A 19,954-nucleotide genomic window follows, 5' to 3' on the forward strand; every position below is an offset into this window, starting at 1 on the left:
CCCACCGGAGGGCGTGCCGGCCGATCTGACTGGAGGTAAGCCGTGGACCACCGCATAGAGGACGTGTGGCCGCTGACGCCGCTACAGGAGGGGATGCTGTTCCACTCCCGGTACGACGAGCGGGCCGAGGACACCTACGTGGTCCAGGACGTCGTGGACATCGGAGGAAACCTCGACACGGCCGCGCTCAAGGCGGCGTGGGAGGCCCTGGTGGCCCGCCACGCCACCCTGCGGGCCTGCTTCCGGCTGCCCCCAGGGCTCGAACACCCCGTCCAGGTCATCCCGGCGCGGGTGACACTGCCCTGGCGGTCCGCCGATCTGACCGGCATGCCGCCGCAAGCCGCCCTCGCGGAAGCGGAACGGCTGACGGAGGAGGAGCGCACCCGGCGGTTCGACCTGGCCGTACCGCCGCTGCTCCGGCTGGCGCTGCTCCGCCTCGCACCGGACCGGCACCGGCTGGTCCTCACCAACCACCACATCCTGATGGACGGCTGGTCGCTGCCGACCCTCCACGGCGAGCTGTGGCACCTCTACGAGGCGGGTGGCGACCCGTCCGGGCTGCCGCCCGTCACGCCCTACCGGGACTACCTCGGCTGGCTGAACGCCCAGGACAAGGAGACGGCACGGGCCGCGTGGCGCGCCGACCTCGCGGGGCTGCGCGAGCCGACGCTGCTCGCACCGTCGGCGGCGGGCCGCCCGGTGACCGCCGCCGGTCACGGCCGGCTGCACGGGAAGCTCGACCGGCGGGCCACCGAGGCGCTCACCGCGCTGGCCCGCCGGCACGGCCTCACCACCGCCACCCTCGTGCAGGGAGCCTGGGCCATCCTGCTCGGCCGCCTGCTGGGCCGGGACGACGTGGTGTTCGGCGCGACGGTGGCGGCCCGCCCCGCCGAACTCCGCGGCGTCGAGAGCATGCTCGGCCTCTTCATCAACACGGTCCCGGTGCGGGTGCTCCTGCCGCCCTCCCTGCCGGTGTGCGAGCTGCTCACCCGCTTGCAGGCCCGGCAGGCCACGCTCATCTCCCACCACTACCTGGGGCTGACCGAGATCCAGCGGGCCGCCGGCCCCGGCGCCGAGTTCGACACGCTGATGGTGTACGAGAGCTACCCGCGCGGCCCCCGCGAAGACGGCGCCGGCGGGCCCCCGCTCACGTTCACTCCCGTACACGCGTACTACGTCAGCCACTACCCGGTCACCCTGGCCGCCTTCCCCGGGCCCGAGCTGCTCTTCGACCTGACGCACCGTCCGGAACTGGTCGGCCGGCGGAGCGCGGACCTCCTGGTCGCGCGGTTCGTCACCATCCTCGAACAGCTGACGGACGACCCTGGTCTCCGGGCCGGTGACGTCGACGTCCTCGTCGGCGGCGAACGGGACCGGCTGCTGCACGGCGTGAACACCGGTGCCACCGGACCCGCGCCGGCGACGGTTCCGGACCTCTTCGCGCGGACCGTCCGGCAGCACGCGGACACGGTGGCGGTGGTGTCCGGGGAGACGGTGCTGACGTACGGGGACCTGGACGCGCAGGCCGACCGGGTCGCCCACCACTTGCACGCCGCGGGCGCCCGGCCGGGGGACCGGGTGGTGGTCACGCTCGCCCGCTCGGCCGGACTCGTCGTGGCGCTGCTGGGCATCGCCAAGGCGGGAGGGGTGGCCGTGCCGGTGGACACGGCGCAACCGGCCAGGCGCGTACGAGCGCTGCTCGACGACGCCGTGCCCGCCGTCGTCCTCACGGAGGCCGATGTCGAAGCGGCCCTCCGGCGCCGCCCCGCCACCGCGTTCGCGGCACACGTGTCACCGGAGTCGGGCCTGTACGTGATGTACACCTCCGGTTCGACCGGAGCGCCCAAGGGCGTCGTCACCACCCACGGCAACGTCGCCGCCCTCGCCCGCGACACCTGCTGGGACGGCGTCGCCACCGGACGCGTCCTCTTCCACGCCCCGCACACCTTCGACGCCGCCACCCTCGAACTGTGGGTCCCGCTCCTGAACGGCGGCCGCGTGGTGGTCGCACCGCCCGGCGACATCACCGGCAAGGCACTGTCCCGCCTGGTCACCGCCCACGGGCTGACGGCCGTGCACCTGACGGCCGGCCTCTTCCGCGTCCTGGCGCAGGAGAGCCCCGAGTGCTTCGCCGGCCTGCGGCACGTCCTGACGGGCGGGGACGCGGTACCGGCCGAGGCCGTCGCGCACGTCAGGGCCGCCTGCCCCGGCGTCACCGTCGACCACCTCTACGGGCCCACGGAGACCACCCTCTGCGCGACCGTCTTCACCGTCGGGCCCGGCACACCGGCCCCGCGCGTCCTCCCGATCGGCGGCCCGCGCGACGACGTCAGGACGTATGTGCTGGACGCCGCGCTCCGCCCGGTCCCGCCCGAGGCCACCGGCGAGTTGTACGTGGCGGGGCGGGGAGTCGCGCGCGGCTACCTGGGGCGTCCGGCGTCGACCGCGGAGCGGTTCGTGGCCTGCCCGTTCGGTGGCGGGCGGATGTACCGTACCGGCGACCTGGCGCGCTGGGACCACGACGGTGACCTGGTCTTCCTGGGCCGGGCCGACGACCAGGTGAAGGTCAGGGGCTTCCGGGTGGAGCCGGCCGAGACCGAGGCCGTGCTGGCCCGGTGCCCGGGTGTGGAGCAGGTGGCGGTGCTCGCGCGGGAGGACCGGCCCGGCGACAAGCGTCTGGTGGCGTACGTGGTCGGGGACGCGGCGGGGGTGCGGGACTTCGCGGCCGCCCGGCTGCCGGAGTACATGCTGCCGTCGGCCACCGTCCCTTTGGCCGGCCTGCCGCTGACGGCCAACGGCAAGGTCGACCGGACCGCCCTGCCCGCCCCCGGCCAACCGGCGGGCTTCGGCGGACGCGGACCGAACTCGCCCGTCGAGGAGATCCTCTGCTCCCTGTTCGCCGAAATCCTGGGCGTGGCGCGGGTCGGCGCCGAGGACGACTTCTTCGACCTCGGCGGCGACTCACTGCTGGCGACCCGCCTGGCAGGCCGCATCCAGGCCGTCCTCGGCAAGGACCTGGCAGTGCGGGCACTGTTCGAGGCGCCGTCCCCGGCCGTCCTCGCCGTACGGCTGGCCGGCACCGCCGACCGGACCGCGCCCGCGGCCGGGCCGCGCCCCGCCGTCGTACCCCTGACGCCCGGCCAACGGGCAATGGCCTCCGGTGAGGGCCACTACAACATCCCCCTTGAGGTCCGGCTCGGCGGCCCGCTGCGTCCGGACGCCCTCGAAGCGGCCTGGTACGACGTCGTCGCCCGCCACGAGGCACTGCGCACCCGCTTCTCGGAGACCGAGGGCCAAGTGGTGCTCGACCCCGCGCGGTCGCCGTTCACCGTCGTCCCCGTATCCGAGAAGGAACTGGCCACGGCGATGCCGCAGACGCACGCCCGCGCCTTCGACCTCGCCGCCGGCCCGGTCGGCCGGGCCACGCTCTTCACCCTCGGCCCCGAGGACCACGTGCTCCAGATCGTGGTCCACCACATCGCGGCGGACGGCTGGTCGACCGGTCTGATCGCCCGCGACCTGTCCGTCGCGTACGCGGCGCGGGCCGGCGGGCGTGCACCCGGCTGGGCCCCGCTGCCTCTCCAGTTCGCGGACTTCGCCCTGCGGCAGCACGAGCAGCTGGCGCGCCTGGACGATCCGGACAGCCCGTTCGGCCGCCGCCTGGCGTACTGGACCGGCGTCCTCTCCGACCTGCCGGAGCGGTCCCTGATCCCCCGGGACCGGCCGGCACCGGAGAAGCCCACGGGGCGCGGCGGCAAGGTCCTCTTCGAAGTGGACGCGGCCGGGCACCTGGCACTGCTGGAGACCGCCAGGCGCGAGCGGGCGACCCTGTTCATGGTGCTGCGGGCCGCCGCCGCGGCCCTGTTCGCGCGGCAGGGCGCCGAGAACGTACCGATGGGCACGGTCTCCGCCGGCCGGGCCGACGAGGCGACGAGCGACGTGGTCGGCCTGTTCGCCAACCACCTGGTGCTGCGCGCGGACGCGGGCGGCGACCCGGTCTTCGCCGAGCTCGTCCGCCGGGTGCGCGCCGCCGACCTCGCCGCTTACGCCCACCAGGACCTGCCGTCTCAGATCGTCGAAGAGCGCGTCGGCCGCACCCCGTTCCAGATGATCATCGGCATGGAGAACCTGCCGGAGCCGCCCTGGGAGCTGCCGGGACTGACGGCCCGCTCACTGCGACCCGAGCACCGCAACCGTGGCGGCGGCAGGAGCGAACTGGCCGTCACGCTGCGGGAGTTGCGAGCAGCCGGGGGAGGGCTGGCGGGGATCGAAGGGGCCATCTGGTACAGCGCCGACGTGTTCGAGCGGGAGACCGTCCAGCAGCTGGCCGCGCGGCTGACCGGCGTACTGCGGCAGGTCGCGGCGGAGCCCGGGGCCAGGCTCAGCGGCCTCCGGACCGATCCCTCCCCGCCCGCTCGGCGGCTCTGAATGGGACAGCGCGTTCCGGGCACCCGGCGGGCCATGGGAATGCTCACGCGCATGGAGAAGACAGTGGAGCACTGGGAAAGCGCCCTTGTCGACAAGGTGCTCGGCAACGACCCGGTGGAGTTGTGCGACGACCTGCGGCGCGAGTGCGACACCCACGCCGTGGTGTGCGCCAAGGACCGCGTACTGGTCCCCAACGCCTACAAGGTCGAACTCGCCCCCGCCGTACACGAACAGCTCGACGGGCGGGCGGCGCACGTCGGGCAGGTGCTGACCGACGTACTGGCACGGCACGCGGCGAAGCACTCGTACGAATGGGCCGGCCCCCTCACCGTTCACGTCACCGAGTCCGAAGGGACGCTCGACGGGCGCTACCGGATATCGAGCCAAGCCATGCCCAACATCCCGGCTGACGCGTTCAGCGAGACGCCGCCGGTGGTCCCGCCCCCTGCGGCACCCGGACCGTGACCGGTGCGGCCGACGGCCCAGTCCGGCTGAATCGAGTCGGAGTTGGCGCATTGCCATCGCTGTTTTGACCTGCGAAGACTGTTTTGGATCTGGGATGAATGAGTCGAGATGATCTGGGAACCCGGAGTCACACATCGTCGTCGACACAGGAAGGGCCAGTCATGACAACGGCAGCAGTGCAGGCTGTGGATCTGGAGCAGGCGACCGGCACGGACCGGTCGCCGAAGGGTGCACGGGGCGTTGCCGAGGAACTGCCGTGGGTCGAGGACGCGGGAAAGATCGCTCCGAAGGACGCGCGTGAGCTGTCGAAGCTGTTCTTCGACCGGCTCCGCGTCCTCGAAGAGGGCACGCACGCATACCAGTACGCGCGGAACACGCTCATCGAGATGAACCTGTCCCTCGTGCGGTTCGCCGCCAGCCGGTTCCGCAACCGCGGCAGCGGCGAGATGGAGGACATCGTCCAGGTCGGCACGATCGGCCTGATCAAGGCGATCGACCGCTTCGACCTGTCCCGCGAGGTCGAGTTCACCTCTTTCGCGGTGCCCTACATCGTCGGCGAGATCAAGCGCTTCTTCCGCGACACCAGCTGGGCGGTGCACGTGCCGCGCCGGCTCCAGGAACTGCGGGTCGACATAGCCAAGGCCAAGGAACACCTCGCCGGGACCCTCGACCGCGACCCGACGGTCAAGGACCTGGCCGCGCATCTGCAGATCAGCGAAGAAGAGGTGCTCGACGGCCTCGTCGCCGCCAACGGCTACGCCGCGGGCTCCCTGGACTCGCCCAACGAGCAGGCGGACGACGGCCAGGCAGCCGGCAAGGGCCGTACGGTGGCCGACACCATGGGCGACACCGATCCCGCCATGGAGACCGTGGAGAACCTGCACGCACTCGCCCCGCTCCTGAAGGAACTGGACGACCGCGAGCGCCAGATCATCGAAATGCGCTTCGGCCGTGAAATGACCCAGTCGAAGATCGGCGAAGAACTCGGCATATCCCAGATGCACGTGTCCCGGCTGCTGGCACGCACCCTCGGCAAGCTCCGTACGGGAATGTGCGCCGAAGCCTGATTCCGGCGTGTGTGAGGCCCTACGACACAAGTGAGTTCCGTACGACAATGGAGGGAACACCCGTGCTGATGGCGCACCCCGCGATCCTGCGGGACCTTGTCGAGCAGTACGAGACGCTGCGGGTTCTCGACGCGGAGCAGGGCACGCACGCGTCCCGGCAGCGGCTGGAGGACGTCTCCTACACCCTGTGCGTCTCCACCGGGACCCGGAAGGTCGCGGACGCCCTCGCGGTCGCGACGCGGCAGCTCGCGGCCCCTCGGGCGAAGGACGCCACGATCCGGGTGCGGGACGAGGCGAACGCCGTACCCCCGGCCGGCTCCGACGTGCGGCTGACCGCTTGAGGCGTCCGCGCCTCAGTGCCCCCTCCCGGGCTGTCGCCGGGAGGGGGCACCGCCGCGTTCAGACCCGTACCAGCATCTTGCCGGTGTTGCGGCCGTCCATCATCCCGAGGAAGGCGTCCACCGCACCGGCGATGCCGTCCTCGACCGTCTCCCGGAAGACGAGCCGGCCGTCGGCCAGCCACCGGCCCGCCTCGCGCTCGAAGGCCGGCCGGAGCGCGTCGTGGTCGCCGACCTCGAAACCGCGCAGGGTGAGCCGCTTCTTCACCAGCTCCGTCATGTTGCGCGGCCCGGCAGGCGGCGTGGTCGCGTCGTATGCGGAGATCGCCCCGCACAGCGCGGCCCGGCCGTCGCGGTTCAACGCGTCGATGGCGGCCTCCAGATGCTCGCCGCCCACGTTGTCGAAGTAGACGTCGATACCGTCCGGCGCGGCCCGCGCGAGCTGGCCGCGGAGGTCCCCGTCCTTGTAGTCGAAGGCGGCGGTGAAGCCGAGTTCGCCGGTGAGATACGCCACCTTCGCCGGTGACCCGGCGCTGCCGATCACCGCCTTCGCCCCGCGCAGCCGGGCGATCTGACCGGCCAGGCCGCCCACCGCGCCGGCCGCCCCGGACACGAAGACGGTGTCGCCCGCGCGCAGCCCGGCGATCTCGGTGAGCCCCACGTAGGCGCTCAGTCCCGGCATGCCGAGCACTCCCAGGAACGCGGAGTCCGGTACGCCCGCGATCCGTGTCAGCTTCGTGAAGCGCGCGGCCGGTGCGACCGCGGCCGTCCGCCAGCCGAGAGAGCTGAGCACCAGGTCCCCCGGGGCGAAACCGGCCGCCCGGGATTCCACCACCTCGCCGACGGCCCCGCCGGTCATCGGCCGGCCCGGCTCGTACGCCGGCGAGCCGGAGAGTTCCGTGCCCATCAGGGCCCGCATGTAGGGGTCCACCGAGAGGAAGCTGTTGCGTACCCGTACCTCGCCTTCGGCGGGTGCCGGCAACTCCCGCTCGACCAGCCGGAAGTCCCCGGGCGACGGCCGCCCGACGGGTCGAGCGGCCAACTGCCATTCCTGCACCGTGCTCGGCATGTGCGTGGTGCTCCCTCCAGCCGGAGTGCGCCACCGGTGGCGCCGTACGTCGCCTCAGGCGGCGGGTGCCGCGGGCCGCACGGCCCGCCGCTGGGCGCCTTCCTTGAGCACGAGGGCCAGCAGCCCGGGGAAGCGGCGGTCCAGTTCTTCCGCGCGCAGGGAGTTGACCCGGCGGGTGCCCTCGTCCCGTTGGCTGATGACGCCCGCCTCGCGCAGCACCCGCAGGTGCCGGCTGAGGGCGGACTTGGCGATCGGGAGGTCGAAGGTGCCGCAGGGCACCGCCGACTCGGCGGCGAGCTGCAGCACGATGCTGAGCCGGACCGGGTCGGTGAGCGCGCTCATGACGGCGAACAGGTCGAATTCCCGCTCGTGGGGGTGGAGCAGGGGCGAAGAGGTACGGCTGGCCATGCCCCCAGTATCCACCATGCGGCCTCATGTTCACACCGGTGCGAACATGAGTTACGGTCATGATCACCGCTCGACCGGGCGCACCGTCCGCATCTTCGGCGAAAGGAAACCGCCATGCCCTCCCACGCCTCCGCCGCCACGCCGATCGGCGTCGGCGTCATCGGCCTCAGCGCCTCCGGCGGCTGGGCCGCCCGTGCCCATCTGCCCGCGCTCGCCGCCGTACCGGGTTACGAGGTGCGCGCCCTGTCCGCCAGCACCCCCGAATCCGCCAGGGCCGCGGGGGAGAAGTACGGCATCCCGCTCGCCTTCGGCAGTGCCGAGGAACTCGTACGGCGACCCGAGGTCGACCTCGTGGTCGTCACCGTCAAGATCCCGCACCACCGCGAACTGGTCTTGGCCGCCCTCGAAGCCGGGAAGATGGTGCTGAGCGAATGGCCGCTCGGCAACGGGCTCGCGGAGACCGAGGAACTGGCCGCGGCCGCGGAGGCCAGGGGCCTGCGCACCTTCGTCGGGCTACAGGCCCGCTCCGCGCCCCCGGTCCGTTATGTGAGCGACCTGATCGCCGACGGGTACGTGGGCGAGGTCCTGTCGACCAGCCTCATCGCCTCCGGCCGCCGCTGGGGGGCGGAGTTCGAGCCGGGCGGCGCGTACCTCCTCGACCGCGGCAACGGCGGTTCCCTTCTCACCATCCCCTTCGGCCACACCGTAGACGCCGTCACCATGGCCCTCGGGGAGTTCACCGACCTCGACGCCACCATGGCCACCCGCCGCGCCAAGGTCCGCAACGAGGTGACCGGCGAGACCGCACGGATGACGGTCGAGGACCAGATCGCCGTCAGCGGCGTCCTCGAAGGCGGCGCGGTCGCCTCGCTGCACTTCCGCGGCGGTCTGTCCCGCGCCACCAACTTCCACTGGGAGATCAACGGGACCGCCGGCGACCTGCTGGTCACCGGCGACTCGGGGCACCTCCAGTTCGGGCAGGTCGCCGTCCACGGCGCCCGGGGCGAGGACACCGCACTCGCGGAACTCCCGGTTCCGGCCGCGTACTCCACGCTCCCCGCGCTCGCCGGCCGCACCACCGAGGTGGCGTACACCGTGGCCCACGCCTACGAGCAGATCCGGACCGACCTGGTGGCCGGCACCCACCGCGCGCCGGACTTCGCCCACGCCGTACGTCGCCACCGCCTGCTCGACCGCATCGCGCGCGCCGCCGCCTTCTGAGCCGGCGGCAGCTCGCGCAGGCGTCAGCGGCTTTCCAGCGTCCACCACTGGCCGGGGCGGTCCCGGTCCTCCCACTGCTGGACGTTGGCCCCGTGCTCCGCGCTGTCGCCGGCGACCTCCAGTAGCAGGCCGCTGGCGTAATTGGCCAGCGTGTAGGTGCCGGGCGCGTCCACGTGCTGTTCCAGCAGCCATTCCTGCGCGCCGTAGTTGTTGGCCTTCCACTGCTGGACGTTGGCGCCGTTCTCGGTGGAGGCACCGGTGACGTCCAGGCGCTTGCCGCTGCCCGCGTTGGTCAGATGCCGCAGCCCGCTGCCGGGGTGGACCTCGGTGATCCGCCACAACTGGGCCGGCGAACCGTCCTCCTTGCCCTGCCGGACGTTCGCCCCGCTGCCCTTGCGGCCGTCCTCGACCTCCAGCAGCAGGCCGCTGCCCACGTTGCGCAGCACATAGGTCCCCTCGCCGACCGCCGCCAGGCCACCCGCACCACTCACGTCCCGCCCCTTTGCGCGTAGTCGCGGCGCACCGCCGCGAAGTCGCTCAAGTGTACGAAAACGGGTGTGGTCGCGGTGCACTTCGGTGGCGGAAGGCGCTTCGCGTGACGGGCCGCGTCGCGGTCACCGGGGCCGAAAAGAGAGGCACTCGAAAATGGTCATGGTGTAGCCGCTGCGTTGACTGGCTCCGAGCCAATATACTCGGCATGGCTTCGGACGCCCGTTCCGACGGGGAGCGGGCTCCGATCGAGGCTGCCTGGGTTGGGTGATGCGGGGGATCGCCCGACTCGGGTCCAGCCGCTGCCCGGCCGCTCCTCCCGGCCCGCGTAAGCGGGTGGTGGGGGGAAGGGAGGAGCGGCGGGCAGAAACGGCCGCCCGGCGAAGGCCACACCACCCACTGTCCGAATCGTCGGCCCGTGGCGGATCAGGCCGTGCGGAGTCCCGCCACGCAGGCGGCGCCCTCCAGAACCAGGAGACGCCGCTTGCGTTCCAGGCCGCCTGCGTAACCGGTGAGGGTGCCGTTGGCGCCGATGACGCGGTGGCAGGGGCGGACCACCAGGAGGGGGTTGCGCCCGATCGCGGTGCCGACCGCGCGCACCGCCGCGCGGGGAGCACCGATGCGGGCGGCGATGTCGCCGTAGGTGAAGGTCTCGCCGTACGGGATGGCGTCCAGTGCCTGCCAGACGCGCCGTTGGAAGTCGGTGCCGCCGGGGACGTACGCGAGGTCGAAGCGGGTGCGCCGGCCCTCGAAATAGGCGGTGAGCTGCGCGGCGATCTCCGCGAAGGCCGCCGGGGCGCGGGTGTGCGCCGGCGGTACCGCGGCGCCGCCCTTCTGGTCCGGTACGGACAGGGAGGCCAGCGCGGTGCCGCCCGGTGCGGTGGCGGACGTCTCGCCCACCAGGAGCAGCTCGCCGAGCGGGCTGTCGAGCGTCGTGTGGACCGTCGTGGCCGACATCGTCCGGCCCCTTTCTCTTGCTCGCGCGCCGTTCACCGGCGCATCCGTCACCTCCACTGTGCCGCCGCCTCCCCACGGTGGCTGGCGGAAATCAGACGTCGCATTCCTGCCGGATGCCGTGCAAAACACCAGGTGCCGGAGATACCGGGAATGCGGCGGGCGCTGCCGGGAAACCGCGCCGGTGAACCGAGGGCCGGTCCCGTGCGGCGGGCCCGGCTCCGTAGCGTATCGCGGGCCCGTTCCGGGCCTGCCGCCCGCGCCCGGGCGCTGTTCGTTCCCGCCGCCCGCGAGCGCCATGACCGACCACCGCGCTGGGCATGATGAGCAGGTGGGGACCCGGCCGGCCGCGGCGCGGCGAGGCGGGGGAGCCGGGGCGCGACCGGGGCCGGGGACCGTGTCGAGGGCCCTGGGCGTACCCGTTACGATCGGCGGCATCGCGGCCGTCGTCCGTGGCCGTCGCCGGGAGGAAGAGATGGGCCTGTTCCGCCGTGGACCGAAGCGCGATCCGCGCGAAGCGCCGCGCGACGGGGAGTTCTCCTTCTTTTCCGAGCGGGAGGGCGGCGTTTTCCGGTCGCAGGTCCGGCAGGCGTTCGCCGAACGCGGCCTGGAGGTGACCGTCTACGCGGGCGTGGTCGCCGATTCCGCCGGCCGGCAGTTCGGACTCGGCAACCTGGCCGCGGTCTGCCACCGGGACCGGCGCGGCGAGCGCGCCTGGCCCGCGATGATCCGCGACCACGTCGGCAAGGTGCTGCGCACGATGGACGGCCCGCAGCCGATGGAAACCCTCTCGGAGGACGAGATCCGGGCCCGCCTGTACCCCCGGGTGGTCGCCGAGGAGGCGCTGCCGCCCTCGGACTCCTTCCGGTACGGGCGCGCCCCGGGACCCGGGCTGCGCGAGGTACTCGCCCTGGACCTGCCCGAAGCCGTACAGATGCTGAGCGAGGACTCGCTGACGGACCTCGGCGAGGTGGCCGAGCTGCGGATCAGGGCGCTGAACAATCTGCGGGCGCTGCCGGTCGAGGGCCACGAGACGGTGCGGCGCGGTGACGGCTCGGCCTTCGAGGTGGTGCTGGGCGACTCCTTCTTCACCGCCAGCAGGGTGCTGGTCCTGGAGGACCTGGTCCAGCGGATCATGGGGACGCCGCTGACCGCGGACGGCGCCCTGGTCGCGGTGCCCTTCCGCCACCAGCTGGCCTTCCATCCCATCCACGACGCGCAGGTCGTCCCGGCGCTGCAGGCCATGGCGCAGTTCGCCGCCGCGGGCCACGAGGACGCGGCGGGGGCGATCAGCCCCAACGTCTTCTGGTGGCGGCAGGGCGTGATGACCCGGCTGAGCGAGCCGGACGGCGACGGGCTGCGGGTGGTCGTGGACGTCGACTTCCAGGACATGCTGGAGCGGCTGGTGCAGGACGAGGCGTAAGGGGGACCGGAGCCCCGGAGGCGGCCCGGGTAAAGACTTTCCCCGGAATCTTCACCAGTGGGGAACCGTCTTCCCCATCCGGTCGTTGAACCCGACGAGGCCCCGCGTCATCCCCCGTGCGCGGGGCCTCACCATGTCCGGGGCTCACTACGTCTGGTCCGCGGCAGCGCCGTACGCCGTGCCTCAGCCGCCCGGCAGCGCCTGCTCCTCCTCGGTGAGCAGCCGCGAGCGGATGAGGAACCGGACGCCCTCGGGGGCTTCCAGGGAGAAGCCCCCGCCGCGGCCCGGCACGACGTCCACCGTCAGATGGGTGTGCCGCCAGCGGGCGAACTGGTCCGCCGACATCCAGAAGTCCACCGCCTCGCCGACGCCGGGCACGGACAGCCGGCCGAGCAGGACGTCCGAGGCGCCGGTGCGGAATTCGCCGGCCAGGTAGCACATCGGCGAGCTGCCGTCGCAGCACCCGCCCGACTGGTGGAACATCAACGGGCCGTGTTCCGCGCGCAGGCGGCGGATGAGGTCCTCGGCCGCCGTGGTGAGCGCGACGCGCTCCGTGGTGTGCTCCGTGGTGTGCTTCATGGGCCACTCCTTCGCCTGGTCGGCAACCGCTGTCCGCGCCGGCGCTGCGTGCAGTGTAGGGGCGACCGGCCCCGCGCCGTAGGGTCGCGCCCCGACCGTCCCGGATCAGTGGACGGACAGGCCGCCGTCGACGAAGAGCGACTGACCGGTGACGTAGGCCGAGGCGCGGCTCGCCAGGAAGACCGCGGCCCCCGCGAAGTCCTCTGGCAGACCGTTGCGTCCGGCCATGGTGCGGGCGGCCAGGTCCGCCACCTTCTCGGGGTCGGACGACAGACGGGCGTTCAGCGGCGTGGGGACGAAGCCCGGCACGAGCGTGTTGCAGGTGACGCCGTGCGGTGACCAGGCCTCGGCCTGGGAGCGGGCCAGCGACTCCAGCGCCCCCTTGGACACGCCGTACGCGCCGCTCCGGACGAACGCCCGGTGCGCCTGCTGGGACGAGATGTGGATGATCCGCCCGTAACCCCGTTCGGCCATACCGGGTCCGAAGCGCTGTCCCAGAAGGTAGGGCGCCTCCAGGTTCACCGCCATCGTGGCGTCCCACACCTCGTCGTCCAGCTCGTCCATCGGCGGACGCAGGTTGATCCCGGCGGAGTTGACGAGGATGTCGGGCTCGCCGAATATCCCGGCCGCCTCGTCGGCCGCCGCGCGCACGGCCGCGCGGGTGCCGAGGTCGGCGCTCACCCAGGCCGCCCGGCAGCCCTCGGCCGTGAGTTCGCCGGCCGTGGCGGCGAGCCCGGCCTCCTTGCGCGCCACGACCACGACGCTCGCGCCGGCGCGGGCGAGGGACCCGGTGACGGCCCGCCCGATGCCGGAGCTGCCGCCGGTCACCATGGCGACCAGCCCGTCGAGCGAGAACAGTTGGGAGAGATAGCTGTGGGAGGTCATTGCCGCACCTTAGACGGCAGGTGACCGGCACGGGCGTCCGGGGCGGCGAGCCCGGGGTAGGGCTGAACCGGTCGTTCGACTTCCTGGAGTCGCCGTCTCGGCAGTTCCGAACCGGCCGTCCGGGGTAGCGAACCGGCCGTTCTTGGCCCGGTCGGCAGTAGTCGTCCTGGTGCGGTGCGTATCAGGATGAAAGATGGACGAACCTGTCGGGTGTAAGTACGTCCCGACATATACATGTCTTGGGGAGGGCTGTCGATGCCGTTAACCGGTCGTGAATCGGAGCTGGCTCGGCTGAACGGGCTGATGGGGCGGGCCGGCGGCGGCGCACCGGTGATCGTCGCGGTGCGCGGCGAGCGGGGCATCGGCAAGTCGGCGCTGCTGGCCGAGGCCGCCGCCCGCGCCGAGGAGGCGGGTTTCCGGGTCGCGACCGCCACCGGCGGCCGGGTGCCGGGGGAGAGCACGTTCGCGGTGGCCCGCCAGGCACTCGGCGCCCCGGGAAGCGGGCCGGAGACCCTGGACGGATACGTCGGACGCGGCCGGGCGGTCCTGGCGCTGTCGCCCCTCGCGATCTTCGTCGACGACCTCGCCGGAACGGACCCCTCGTCGGCGCGCTGGCTGGCGGCCATGGCCTCGCTCGACCGTCCCGTACCGCTGCTGATCGTGGGCGCGGTCGGCGACGGCGAGGAGGGCGGCCGGCCGGACGAGGTGGCCGAACTCCTCGCGCGCGCCGAGCATATCGAGCTGGCCGGCCTGCCGGAGGACGAGATCGCGGGGTTCGCCGCCGACCGGTGCGGCGTCACGCTCGACGCCGCCGCGGCCGCCGTGTGCCTGGAGCAGACCGGCGGCAACCCGGGCCTGCTGCTGGCCCAGCTGGCCGGCCGCCCGGGTACGGCCGTCACGGCCCGGGAACTGCGCGGCGCGGCCGGGCCCGAGGTGCTGCGATGTACGCGGCGGTGGCTCGACGACCTGCCCCGACCAGCCCTGGCCATGGCCAGGGCTGTCGCGGTGCTGGGCGACAGCGCGGAGGTCGCCTACGCCGCCGTGCTGGCCGAGCTGCCGATGCCCGACGCGCTCCGGGCGATCGACACCCTCGTCGAACGGCAGGTCCTCGCCAACCGGGTGCCGCCGGCCTTCCGGTACCCGCTGCTGGGCGGCGCCGTGCTCGCCGGCATGCCGGTCGGCTCCCGGATCGGCGCGCACCTGCGGGTGGCCGGGATCCTGCGCGACGAGCAGCGGGGGGCGGAACGGATAGCCCAGCAGCTCGCGGCCGCGGGCCCGACCGGGCTGGACTGGGCGGTCGAGCCGCTGCGGACGGCGGCACGCAAACTGCTGCACGAGGGGAAGGCCGACGAGGCGAGCCGCTACCTGCGGTGCGTGCTGCGCGACCGGCTGCCCGCCGACGTACGGTCGGTGGTGCGCCGCGAACTCGCCGAGGCCGAGACGTTCGTCGACCCGGACCTCGCGCTGAGCGAACTGGACGCCGTGCTGCGCGAGACCGAGGACCTTGAGGTCTGCGCCGAACTGGCCCTGGACGTGGCCGCCATGCTGGTCGACCGGGCCAGGCCGGCGGACGCCGTGTCCGTGCTGGACGAGACGGCGGGCCGCATGGGCAGCGGCCACCCGGCGGCCGTCCGCAAGCTGACGCTCAGGAGGGCGACGGTCTCCCTGCTGGACCCGGCGGGCCCCTCCGAGGCGGCCCGCCGGCTGGCGGACGAGCCGGCCGCGGAGCCGTGCAGGGAACTGGCCAATCTGCGGGCCGCGCTCGCCTCCGACCGGGGAACGGACCGGGCAGCGGCCCTCGCCCACGCCCGGGAGGCGCTGACCGGCATGGGAAGTGATCTCGGGCGCAGCTGGCAGAGCTGCGCGACCCTGATCCGCGCCGACGAGCTGACCGAGGCCCGCGCCCACTGCCGGCGGTCCGGCAGGCTCAGCCGCGCGGTCTCCAGTCGGCGGTCCTGCCTGACGGCGGACATCTTCCGCGCCAAGATCTGCCGGGTCACCGGGGACCTGCCGGGCGCCGTCGCGATTCTGCGGCCGGTGGTCGAGGAGATGCATCCCAGCACCACCGCGCTGCCCATCATCGCCGGCTTCGCGGTGGCCGCGCTGGTGGAGGCGCTGGCGCTGTCCGGCGCCGGTGGCGAGGCGGCGGCGCTGCTGGCCGAATTCGGCCCCGCGGAACACGGGCCGGACGGCGACCTGGGGGAACGCTACGAGGAACCGTATCTGCTCGCGGCCCGGGCGGCCCTGCGGCAGCAGTGCGGCGCACCGGACCTGGCGGCCGAGGACCTGCTCGCCGCGGGGCGGCAGCTGACCCGCAGGGGCGTCGTCAGCCCGGCGGTCCTGCCCTGGCGGTCCCGCGCCGCGCTCGCGCTGGCCGCCGGGGGCGCGGCCGACCGGGCCGAGCCCCTGGCCCGCGAGGAGCTGGAGGCCGCCCGCCGCTGGGGGACGCCGCGCGCGATCGGCACCGCCCGGCACGCGCTGGCCATGACCCGGCAGGGCGAGACCCGGCTGACGATGCTGACCGAGGCGGTGCGGCACCTCGAAGCCTCGCCCGCCCGGCTGGAACTGGCGGCGGCCAGGGCCGATCTGGGCGCGGCGCTACAGGACGCGGGGCGGCCGGCCGACGCGCACCGGGCGTTCGCGGCGGCGCTCGCCCTGGCCGGGGAGTGCGGTGCCGGGCCGCTGGTCCAGCGGCTGCGGGAGGTGCCGGAGCCCGCACCGGTCCACGAGGCGCCGGTACGCGCGCACCCGCTGCTGACACCGCAGGAGGTGAAGATCGCCGGGCTGGCCCGGAGCGGCCACACCAATCGGCAGATCTCCCAGATGCTGTTCCTCACCATGCGGACGGTGGAGTTCCACCTCTCCGGCGTCTACCGGAAACTGGGCATTTCCGGCCGCCAGGAACTGGCCGCGGCGATCCCGGCGTCACCGTCCGAGCAGCCGCCCGACAGCCGGGCGGCGCCGGGAGGGCTCGCCTTGGAGCGGGCCCGCGCACACCACGCGGTACCGCTCAGGAGGCCGACGTCCGCGACAGGTCGGTGACCACCCGCCCCGCCAGGAAGCGCAGCTGGTTCTCCTGGTCCAGCGTCAGGCCGAGGCGGTTGTTGGCCAGGTGGACGCAGCGCAGCAGCGTCAGCGTGGTCGCGGGGTGCGGCAGCACGGCCAGATCGGGGCCCTGGGTCAGGGGAGTACGCGCCCGTTCGGAAGTGAAGGCGCCGGAATCCTCCCAGCCGCTGAGCCGGTCCCGCAGCTTGCGTACCGAGCGCAGCCAGTGTGCTTGCGGGGTCGCGCCGGCCGGTTCGGGGGCGAGCCGCCACACCCGCAGCGCCCGTTCCCGCAACTGCTCCCGGCGTGCCCGGTAGTGCGCTTCGGTGTCGGCGGGTTCGGCGCCGCGGGCGAAGGGGATGAGCGGCTGTCCGCTGTCCACCCACTGCGTGCGCAGGTCGTCGCAGAGGGCCAGTACGCCCAGCATCAAGTCCAGGGCGATCAGGGCCCGTTGCTGACTTGTGGTCCCGGCCGCCACGAGCGCCAGGGCCAGTTCGCTGGACTCCTGGAAGTGCTCCTCGGTGGCAGCCATGGCGGTGCCGTGGCCGTACACCTCGTGCTCGCGCCGGTACGGCAGGAACTCGACCGTGTTGTTCGAGCGCAGTACCCGGTCGTGCGCCGGCATGCCTTCCATGGCGGCCAGTTCGCCGGCCAGCTCGCGGTAGCGCGCGCGGTCCACCGTGTCCGGTGCCGGGCTGCTTTCGAGGAAGGCGCCGACCGACGCGGCGGTGCGCCGCCGTAGCTCGGCCGCGGCCTCCGTACCGGTGGGCAGGAGGCGCAGCCGCACGTGCGGGCCGCCCTCCCAGTACCGCAGGAAGAAGTAGCGGTGCAGCAGCCCGTCGGCGAAGAGCCCGGCGACCAGCGGCTGTACGCAGCCGGCCAGCAGGGCGTCGTGTCCGGTGTCGTAGAAGACGTGGGCGCACACCCAGTCGGACGCGCCGGCGGTGACCGGGTCCACCGTGCCGTCAGCGGCGGGCATGCTCTCCGACCTCCACGAGGTATTCGGTGACGCGGGCCCCCGCGTCGCCGTAGTGCGGCGCGGCGGCCGGGTCGGGCAGCGCCTCCTGGAGGAACAGCAGATTGCCCTCCTCGGCGAGCATCCGCTCGAACAGCCCGACCAGCAGCAGGTTGGCGAAGTCGATGTAGAGCGGCTTGCGCGACTTGAGCTGCCACACGTTGCCGCCGGTCAGCGCGGACGGGTCCAGCGCGCGGACGAAGCAGCGGTCGGGTACGCCGTGTTCGCGGAGCCACGAGGCCAGCCGCAGCAGGTAGCGGCCGTCCGCCTCGCCCCTGGCCCGCACCGGCGCGTCGCCGGTGCGGAAGACCCACTGGCGGCGGCTGACCGTGACCGTGCCGATGGTGATCCTGGGCTCGCGCAGCACACCGTGCGCCGTGGCGGGGGAGATGTCGCCGAACATCCGGCGGCCGGGGATGAGCAGCGTCGGCGTGTCGCCGAACGCCTGGATCAGCAGCCGCATCGCCGGCGGCAGCCAGAACTCCGCGATCAGGCTGGGGTGCACGGGGCGGACCTGGCAGTCCCGGGTACGCGACCACAGCACGAGCAGGTCGGGCCCGGGGTCGTGCCGCACTTCGAGGTCGTGCAGCGCGATGCGCCGGCCCGCGGGACGCGGGCCCGCCGCGCCCGGGTAGTCGATCTCGTCGGGTACGGCCAGCTCGCGCAGGCCCACATTGCTGCCGTAATGGCGGCAGGTGTCCGCGAGCACCACGCCCTCGGGCGAGCGGACCGGTTCGCCGGCCACGGTGACGCCCGCCTGGCCCAGCAGCCGGCGGATCCGGTCGCGGCCCCGCCCGTGACCGGCGTTGACCGCGTTGACCACGAACCCGGACGGGTCGCCGTACTCGCCGGTGACCTGCCCGTAGAACGCGACCGACCCGGGCGCGCGCAGCCACTCCGGCCAGCCGTCGGCCAGTGCGGCCAGCCGGCCGGGATCGACCCGTACCACCCCGTCGGCGTCCGGCTGCCCGTCCAGCGCGGCGCCGGTCAGCTCGTCCCGTATGCGCAGCAGCTCCTTGATGCGCGGCAACGGGCTGTCGGTGAGCGGCGCATAGCCGTGCTGCGAGACCGACAGCAGTCCTGACAGCCGCTCGTCCGCCCGCAGCTCTTCCTGCACGGCACGGTGGAACGCGAGGAACGGTACGCCCGCGCCCGTCCCGAAGCGGTCGGTGAACAGCCGGGCCAGGGCCACGCGGCCGGGCAGCGCGGGGTCGAGCGCCGCATAGCAGCGGCGGACGGTGTCCAGGTCCCGCAGCACCGGCTCCCACTCCTGCCGGTCCTGGCCGGCGGGCGGCCCGACGAGCAGGGCGTTCTCGATGATGTGGTTCTTGGGCGGCACGGCGATGCGCCCCGGCGCGAGGTGTTCGGCGAGTCCGCCCAGCGCCCGGTGGATCTCGCGGTTGCGCCGGGCGCGGTCGTCCGGACCGGCCAGCTCCGGATAGCCCGCCAGCAGCGTGGCCACCTCCTTGAGCCGGGCGGACACCTCCGCCAGCGCCGGCCCGCCGGTGTCCACCCACGCCCGCAGCGCGGCGAGCGGATCCGCCGCCTGTTCGGAGAACGGCGCCACGACCTCCAGCAGGCCGAGGTCGGTCAGCCGCTCGACGTAACGCGCGGCCTGCTCGGGTCCGGCACCGCTGCGCTCCACCAGGTGCGCCACCACGTCGCGCCGCAGCCGGCCGCCGTCGACGGCGACGAAGTCCAGGCAGGCCCGGACCGGCGCGGACATCGGCAGGGTGCGCAGCGGCTCCTCCTCGCCCGGCCCCAGGAACTCCCAGTGCCCGTCGGCCGGCCGTGCGCTCGGGTTGACCCGCAGCCGTGCGGTGGCCGCCAGGGCGGGGTGTTCGCGCAACTGCCGGACGAGCTGCTGGACGACCCACAGGTTGATCTCGACGGTGTCGCGCACCGCGAGGCCGCCGGCGTCCGCGCGCGGCCCGTCCCAGCGGCCGAGCCCGCTGATGGTGAAGGTGCTGAACGGGCTGGTCTTGGCCGCCACCCGGGACAGGTACTTGGCCAGCCGCAGGGCGAGTTTCCGGTCCGGCGGGCTGTCCTCGGGACGTCCCAGCCACTTGCCGAGCTGCTCGTGGAGCACCGGGCTGCCCTGGATCAGCCCGTGCCGGAACACCGGGTGGCCGGCCGCCTGCCGCAGCGCCGCGTGCCGGGCGGGCGCGTCCTGGGAGAGCAGGACGTCCAGCCACGCGAGGTCCTGGCGGTGGGTCGCCAGCAGGTCCGCCCACCGCTTGACGTCCGCCGCCAGTTCGGCGGGCAGCGCGGCGCGCACCTCGTCGTTCCAGCAGCGCGCGGCGGGCAGCCGCTGGTTGTGGACGGAACGGCGCAGCGCGACCAGCGCCGGTTTGGCGACCGGGTCGCGCCCGATCAGCTCGTACAGCGCGTCGGACAGTTTCCCGCCCCGCTCGGCCAGTTCCCGCTCGCCGTCGAGCAGCGCGCCGATCCGGCGCCACACCTCGGTCGACCGCAGCCCGTCCAGTACCGACACCGGCAGACCGCCGATGCGTACGCCGAACGTGTCCGCGACCTGGAAGCCACTCATCACTGTTCCTGCCTTCACGT

At 73.6% G+C, this 19,954-nt stretch carries 15 protein-coding genes; 7 read left to right on the forward strand and 8 right to left on the reverse strand.

The annotated features are described in order from the left end of the window. The first annotated feature begins 42 nt into the window (after positions 1 to 42). The 4 genes from ACH4K4_RS25700 (at position 43) to ACH4K4_RS25715 (ending at position 6,301) form a co-directional block, all read left to right on the forward strand. Entirely contained in the window at positions 43 to 4,428 is a 4,386-nt protein-coding gene (locus tag ACH4K4_RS25700) for an amino acid adenylation domain-containing protein (protein WP_398170386.1), read from the forward strand. Between the two features lie 51 nt (positions 4,429 to 4,479). Next, on the forward strand, positions 4,480 to 4,893 hold the full coding sequence (locus ACH4K4_RS25705; RefSeq protein WP_398170387.1) for a DUF3662 domain-containing protein: 414 nt from the start codon (positions 4,480 to 4,482) through the stop codon (positions 4,891 to 4,893). Positions 4,894 to 5,054: 161 nt separating this feature from the next. Next, positions 5,055 to 5,960: an RNA polymerase sigma factor SigF gene (locus ACH4K4_RS25710; RefSeq protein ID WP_398170389.1), complete on the forward strand. Its 906-nt coding sequence runs from the start codon at positions 5,055 to 5,057 to the stop codon at positions 5,958 to 5,960. Between the two features lie 47 nt (positions 5,961 to 6,007). Beyond that, positions 6,008 to 6,301 carry a DUF5133 domain-containing protein gene (locus ACH4K4_RS25715; RefSeq protein WP_398170391.1) on the forward strand — a complete coding sequence of 98 codons (294 nt, stop codon included), beginning with the start codon at positions 6,008 to 6,010 and terminating at the stop codon, positions 6,299 to 6,301. Positions 6,302 to 6,359: 58 nt separating this feature from the next. Here ACH4K4_RS25715 and ACH4K4_RS25720 read toward each other — a convergent pair whose 3' ends face one another. Beyond that, a complete protein-coding gene (locus ACH4K4_RS25720; RefSeq protein ID WP_398170392.1) occupies positions 6,360 to 7,367 on the reverse strand; it encodes an NADP-dependent oxidoreductase in 1,008 nt (335 codons plus the stop codon). A gap of 54 nt (positions 7,368 to 7,421) precedes the next feature. Continuing rightward, the gene (locus ACH4K4_RS25725) at positions 7,422 to 7,775 is read right to left on the reverse strand and encodes an ArsR/SmtB family transcription factor (protein ID WP_398170393.1); all 354 of its coding nucleotides are present in this window, start codon (positions 7,773 to 7,775) and stop codon (positions 7,422 to 7,424) included. A gap of 114 nt (positions 7,776 to 7,889) precedes the next feature. On the opposite strand from ACH4K4_RS25725, the gene ACH4K4_RS25730 reads away from it, so the two are divergent. Then, positions 7,890 to 8,996: a Gfo/Idh/MocA family protein gene (locus tag ACH4K4_RS25730; RefSeq protein ID WP_398170394.1), complete on the forward strand. Its 1,107-nt coding sequence runs from the start codon at positions 7,890 to 7,892 to the stop codon at positions 8,994 to 8,996. Between the two features lie 23 nt (positions 8,997 to 9,019). Here ACH4K4_RS25730 and ACH4K4_RS25735 read toward each other — a convergent pair whose 3' ends face one another. Next, positions 9,020 to 9,487, reverse strand: coding sequence for an RICIN domain-containing protein (locus ACH4K4_RS25735; RefSeq protein ID WP_398170396.1), 468 nt, complete (start codon positions 9,485 to 9,487; stop codon positions 9,020 to 9,022). Positions 9,488 to 9,911: 424 nt separating this feature from the next. Next, positions 9,912 to 10,442 carry a methylated-DNA--[protein]-cysteine S-methyltransferase gene (locus ACH4K4_RS25740; protein WP_398170397.1) on the reverse strand — a complete coding sequence of 177 codons (531 nt, stop codon included), beginning with the start codon at positions 10,440 to 10,442 and terminating at the stop codon, positions 9,912 to 9,914. A 472-nt stretch (positions 10,443 to 10,914) separates the two neighbouring features. On the opposite strand from ACH4K4_RS25740, the gene ACH4K4_RS25745 reads away from it, so the two are divergent. Continuing rightward, on the forward strand, positions 10,915 to 11,862 hold the full coding sequence (locus tag ACH4K4_RS25745; protein WP_398170399.1) for a hypothetical protein: 948 nt from the start codon (positions 10,915 to 10,917) through the stop codon (positions 11,860 to 11,862). Between the two features lie 183 nt (positions 11,863 to 12,045). Here ACH4K4_RS25745 and ACH4K4_RS25750 read toward each other — a convergent pair whose 3' ends face one another. Together ACH4K4_RS25750 and ACH4K4_RS25755 are read right to left on the reverse strand one after the other, a co-directional pair. Continuing rightward, complete coding sequence (locus ACH4K4_RS25750) at positions 12,046 to 12,441, reverse strand: DUF779 domain-containing protein (protein WP_398170401.1); 396 nt, start codon at positions 12,439 to 12,441, stop codon at positions 12,046 to 12,048. Between the two features lie 105 nt (positions 12,442 to 12,546). Beyond that, positions 12,547 to 13,326, reverse strand: coding sequence for an SDR family NAD(P)-dependent oxidoreductase (locus ACH4K4_RS25755; RefSeq protein ID WP_398170402.1), 780 nt, complete (start codon positions 13,324 to 13,326; stop codon positions 12,547 to 12,549). Positions 13,327 to 13,581: 255 nt separating this feature from the next. Here ACH4K4_RS25755 and ACH4K4_RS25760 point away from each other — a divergent pair, with 255 nt between their 5' ends. Beyond that, on the forward strand, positions 13,582 to 16,368 hold the full coding sequence (locus ACH4K4_RS25760; RefSeq protein WP_398170403.1) for a LuxR C-terminal-related transcriptional regulator: 2,787 nt from the start codon (positions 13,582 to 13,584) through the stop codon (positions 16,366 to 16,368). Here the strand turns inward: ACH4K4_RS25760 and ACH4K4_RS25765 are convergent. After that, positions 16,337 to 17,350 (reverse strand): lantibiotic dehydratase C-terminal domain-containing protein, encoded by a 1,014-nt coding sequence (locus ACH4K4_RS25765; protein WP_398170404.1) that lies wholly within the window; start codon positions 17,348 to 17,350, stop codon positions 16,337 to 16,339. The genes ACH4K4_RS25760 and ACH4K4_RS25765 overlap by 32 nt on opposite strands. Next, a complete protein-coding gene (locus tag ACH4K4_RS25770; protein WP_398170406.1) occupies positions 17,337 to 19,934 on the reverse strand; it encodes a lantibiotic dehydratase in 2,598 nt (865 codons plus the stop codon). The genes ACH4K4_RS25765 and ACH4K4_RS25770 overlap by 14 nt, the downstream gene beginning before the upstream one ends. Positions 19,935 to 19,954 lie beyond the last annotated feature (20 nt).

The organism is Streptomyces sp. NPDC017529 (assembly GCF_044329785.1).
GTDB lineage: Bacteria > Actinomycetota > Actinomycetes > Streptomycetales > Streptomycetaceae > Streptomyces.

Excerpts from the sequence above, each read along its gene's own strand:
- ACH4K4_RS25750 (WP_398170401.1), bottom strand. The coding sequence starts at position 12,441 with ATGAAGCACACCACGGAGCACACCACGGAGCGCGTCGCGCTCACCACG.
- ACH4K4_RS25770 (WP_398170406.1), bottom strand. The coding sequence starts at position 19,934 with ATGAGTGGCTTCCAGGTCGCGGACACGTTCGGCGTACGCATCGGCGGT.
- ACH4K4_RS25725 (WP_398170393.1), bottom strand. The coding sequence starts at position 7,775 with ATGGCCAGCCGTACCTCTTCGCCCCTGCTCCACCCCCACGAGCGGGAA.
- ACH4K4_RS25710 (WP_398170389.1), top strand. The coding sequence starts at position 5,055 with ATGACAACGGCAGCAGTGCAGGCTGTGGATCTGGAGCAGGCGACCGGC.
- ACH4K4_RS25730 (WP_398170394.1), top strand. The coding sequence starts at position 7,890 with ATGCCCTCCCACGCCTCCGCCGCCACGCCGATCGGCGTCGGCGTCATC.
- ACH4K4_RS25765 (WP_398170404.1), bottom strand. The coding sequence starts at position 17,350 with ATGCCCGCCGCTGACGGCACGGTGGACCCGGTCACCGCCGGCGCGTCC.
- ACH4K4_RS25755 (WP_398170402.1), bottom strand. The coding sequence starts at position 13,326 with ATGACCTCCCACAGCTATCTCTCCCAACTGTTCTCGCTCGACGGGCTG.
- ACH4K4_RS25705 (WP_398170387.1), top strand. The coding sequence starts at position 4,480 with ATGGAGAAGACAGTGGAGCACTGGGAAAGCGCCCTTGTCGACAAGGTG.
- ACH4K4_RS25760 (WP_398170403.1), top strand. The coding sequence starts at position 13,582 with ATGCCGTTAACCGGTCGTGAATCGGAGCTGGCTCGGCTGAACGGGCTG.
- ACH4K4_RS25720 (WP_398170392.1), bottom strand. The coding sequence starts at position 7,367 with ATGCCGAGCACGGTGCAGGAATGGCAGTTGGCCGCTCGACCCGTCGGG.
- ACH4K4_RS25745 (WP_398170399.1), top strand. The coding sequence starts at position 10,915 with ATGGGCCTGTTCCGCCGTGGACCGAAGCGCGATCCGCGCGAAGCGCCG.
- ACH4K4_RS25740 (WP_398170397.1), bottom strand. The coding sequence starts at position 10,442 with ATGTCGGCCACGACGGTCCACACGACGCTCGACAGCCCGCTCGGCGAG.
- ACH4K4_RS25715 (WP_398170391.1), top strand. The coding sequence starts at position 6,008 with ATGGAGGGAACACCCGTGCTGATGGCGCACCCCGCGATCCTGCGGGAC.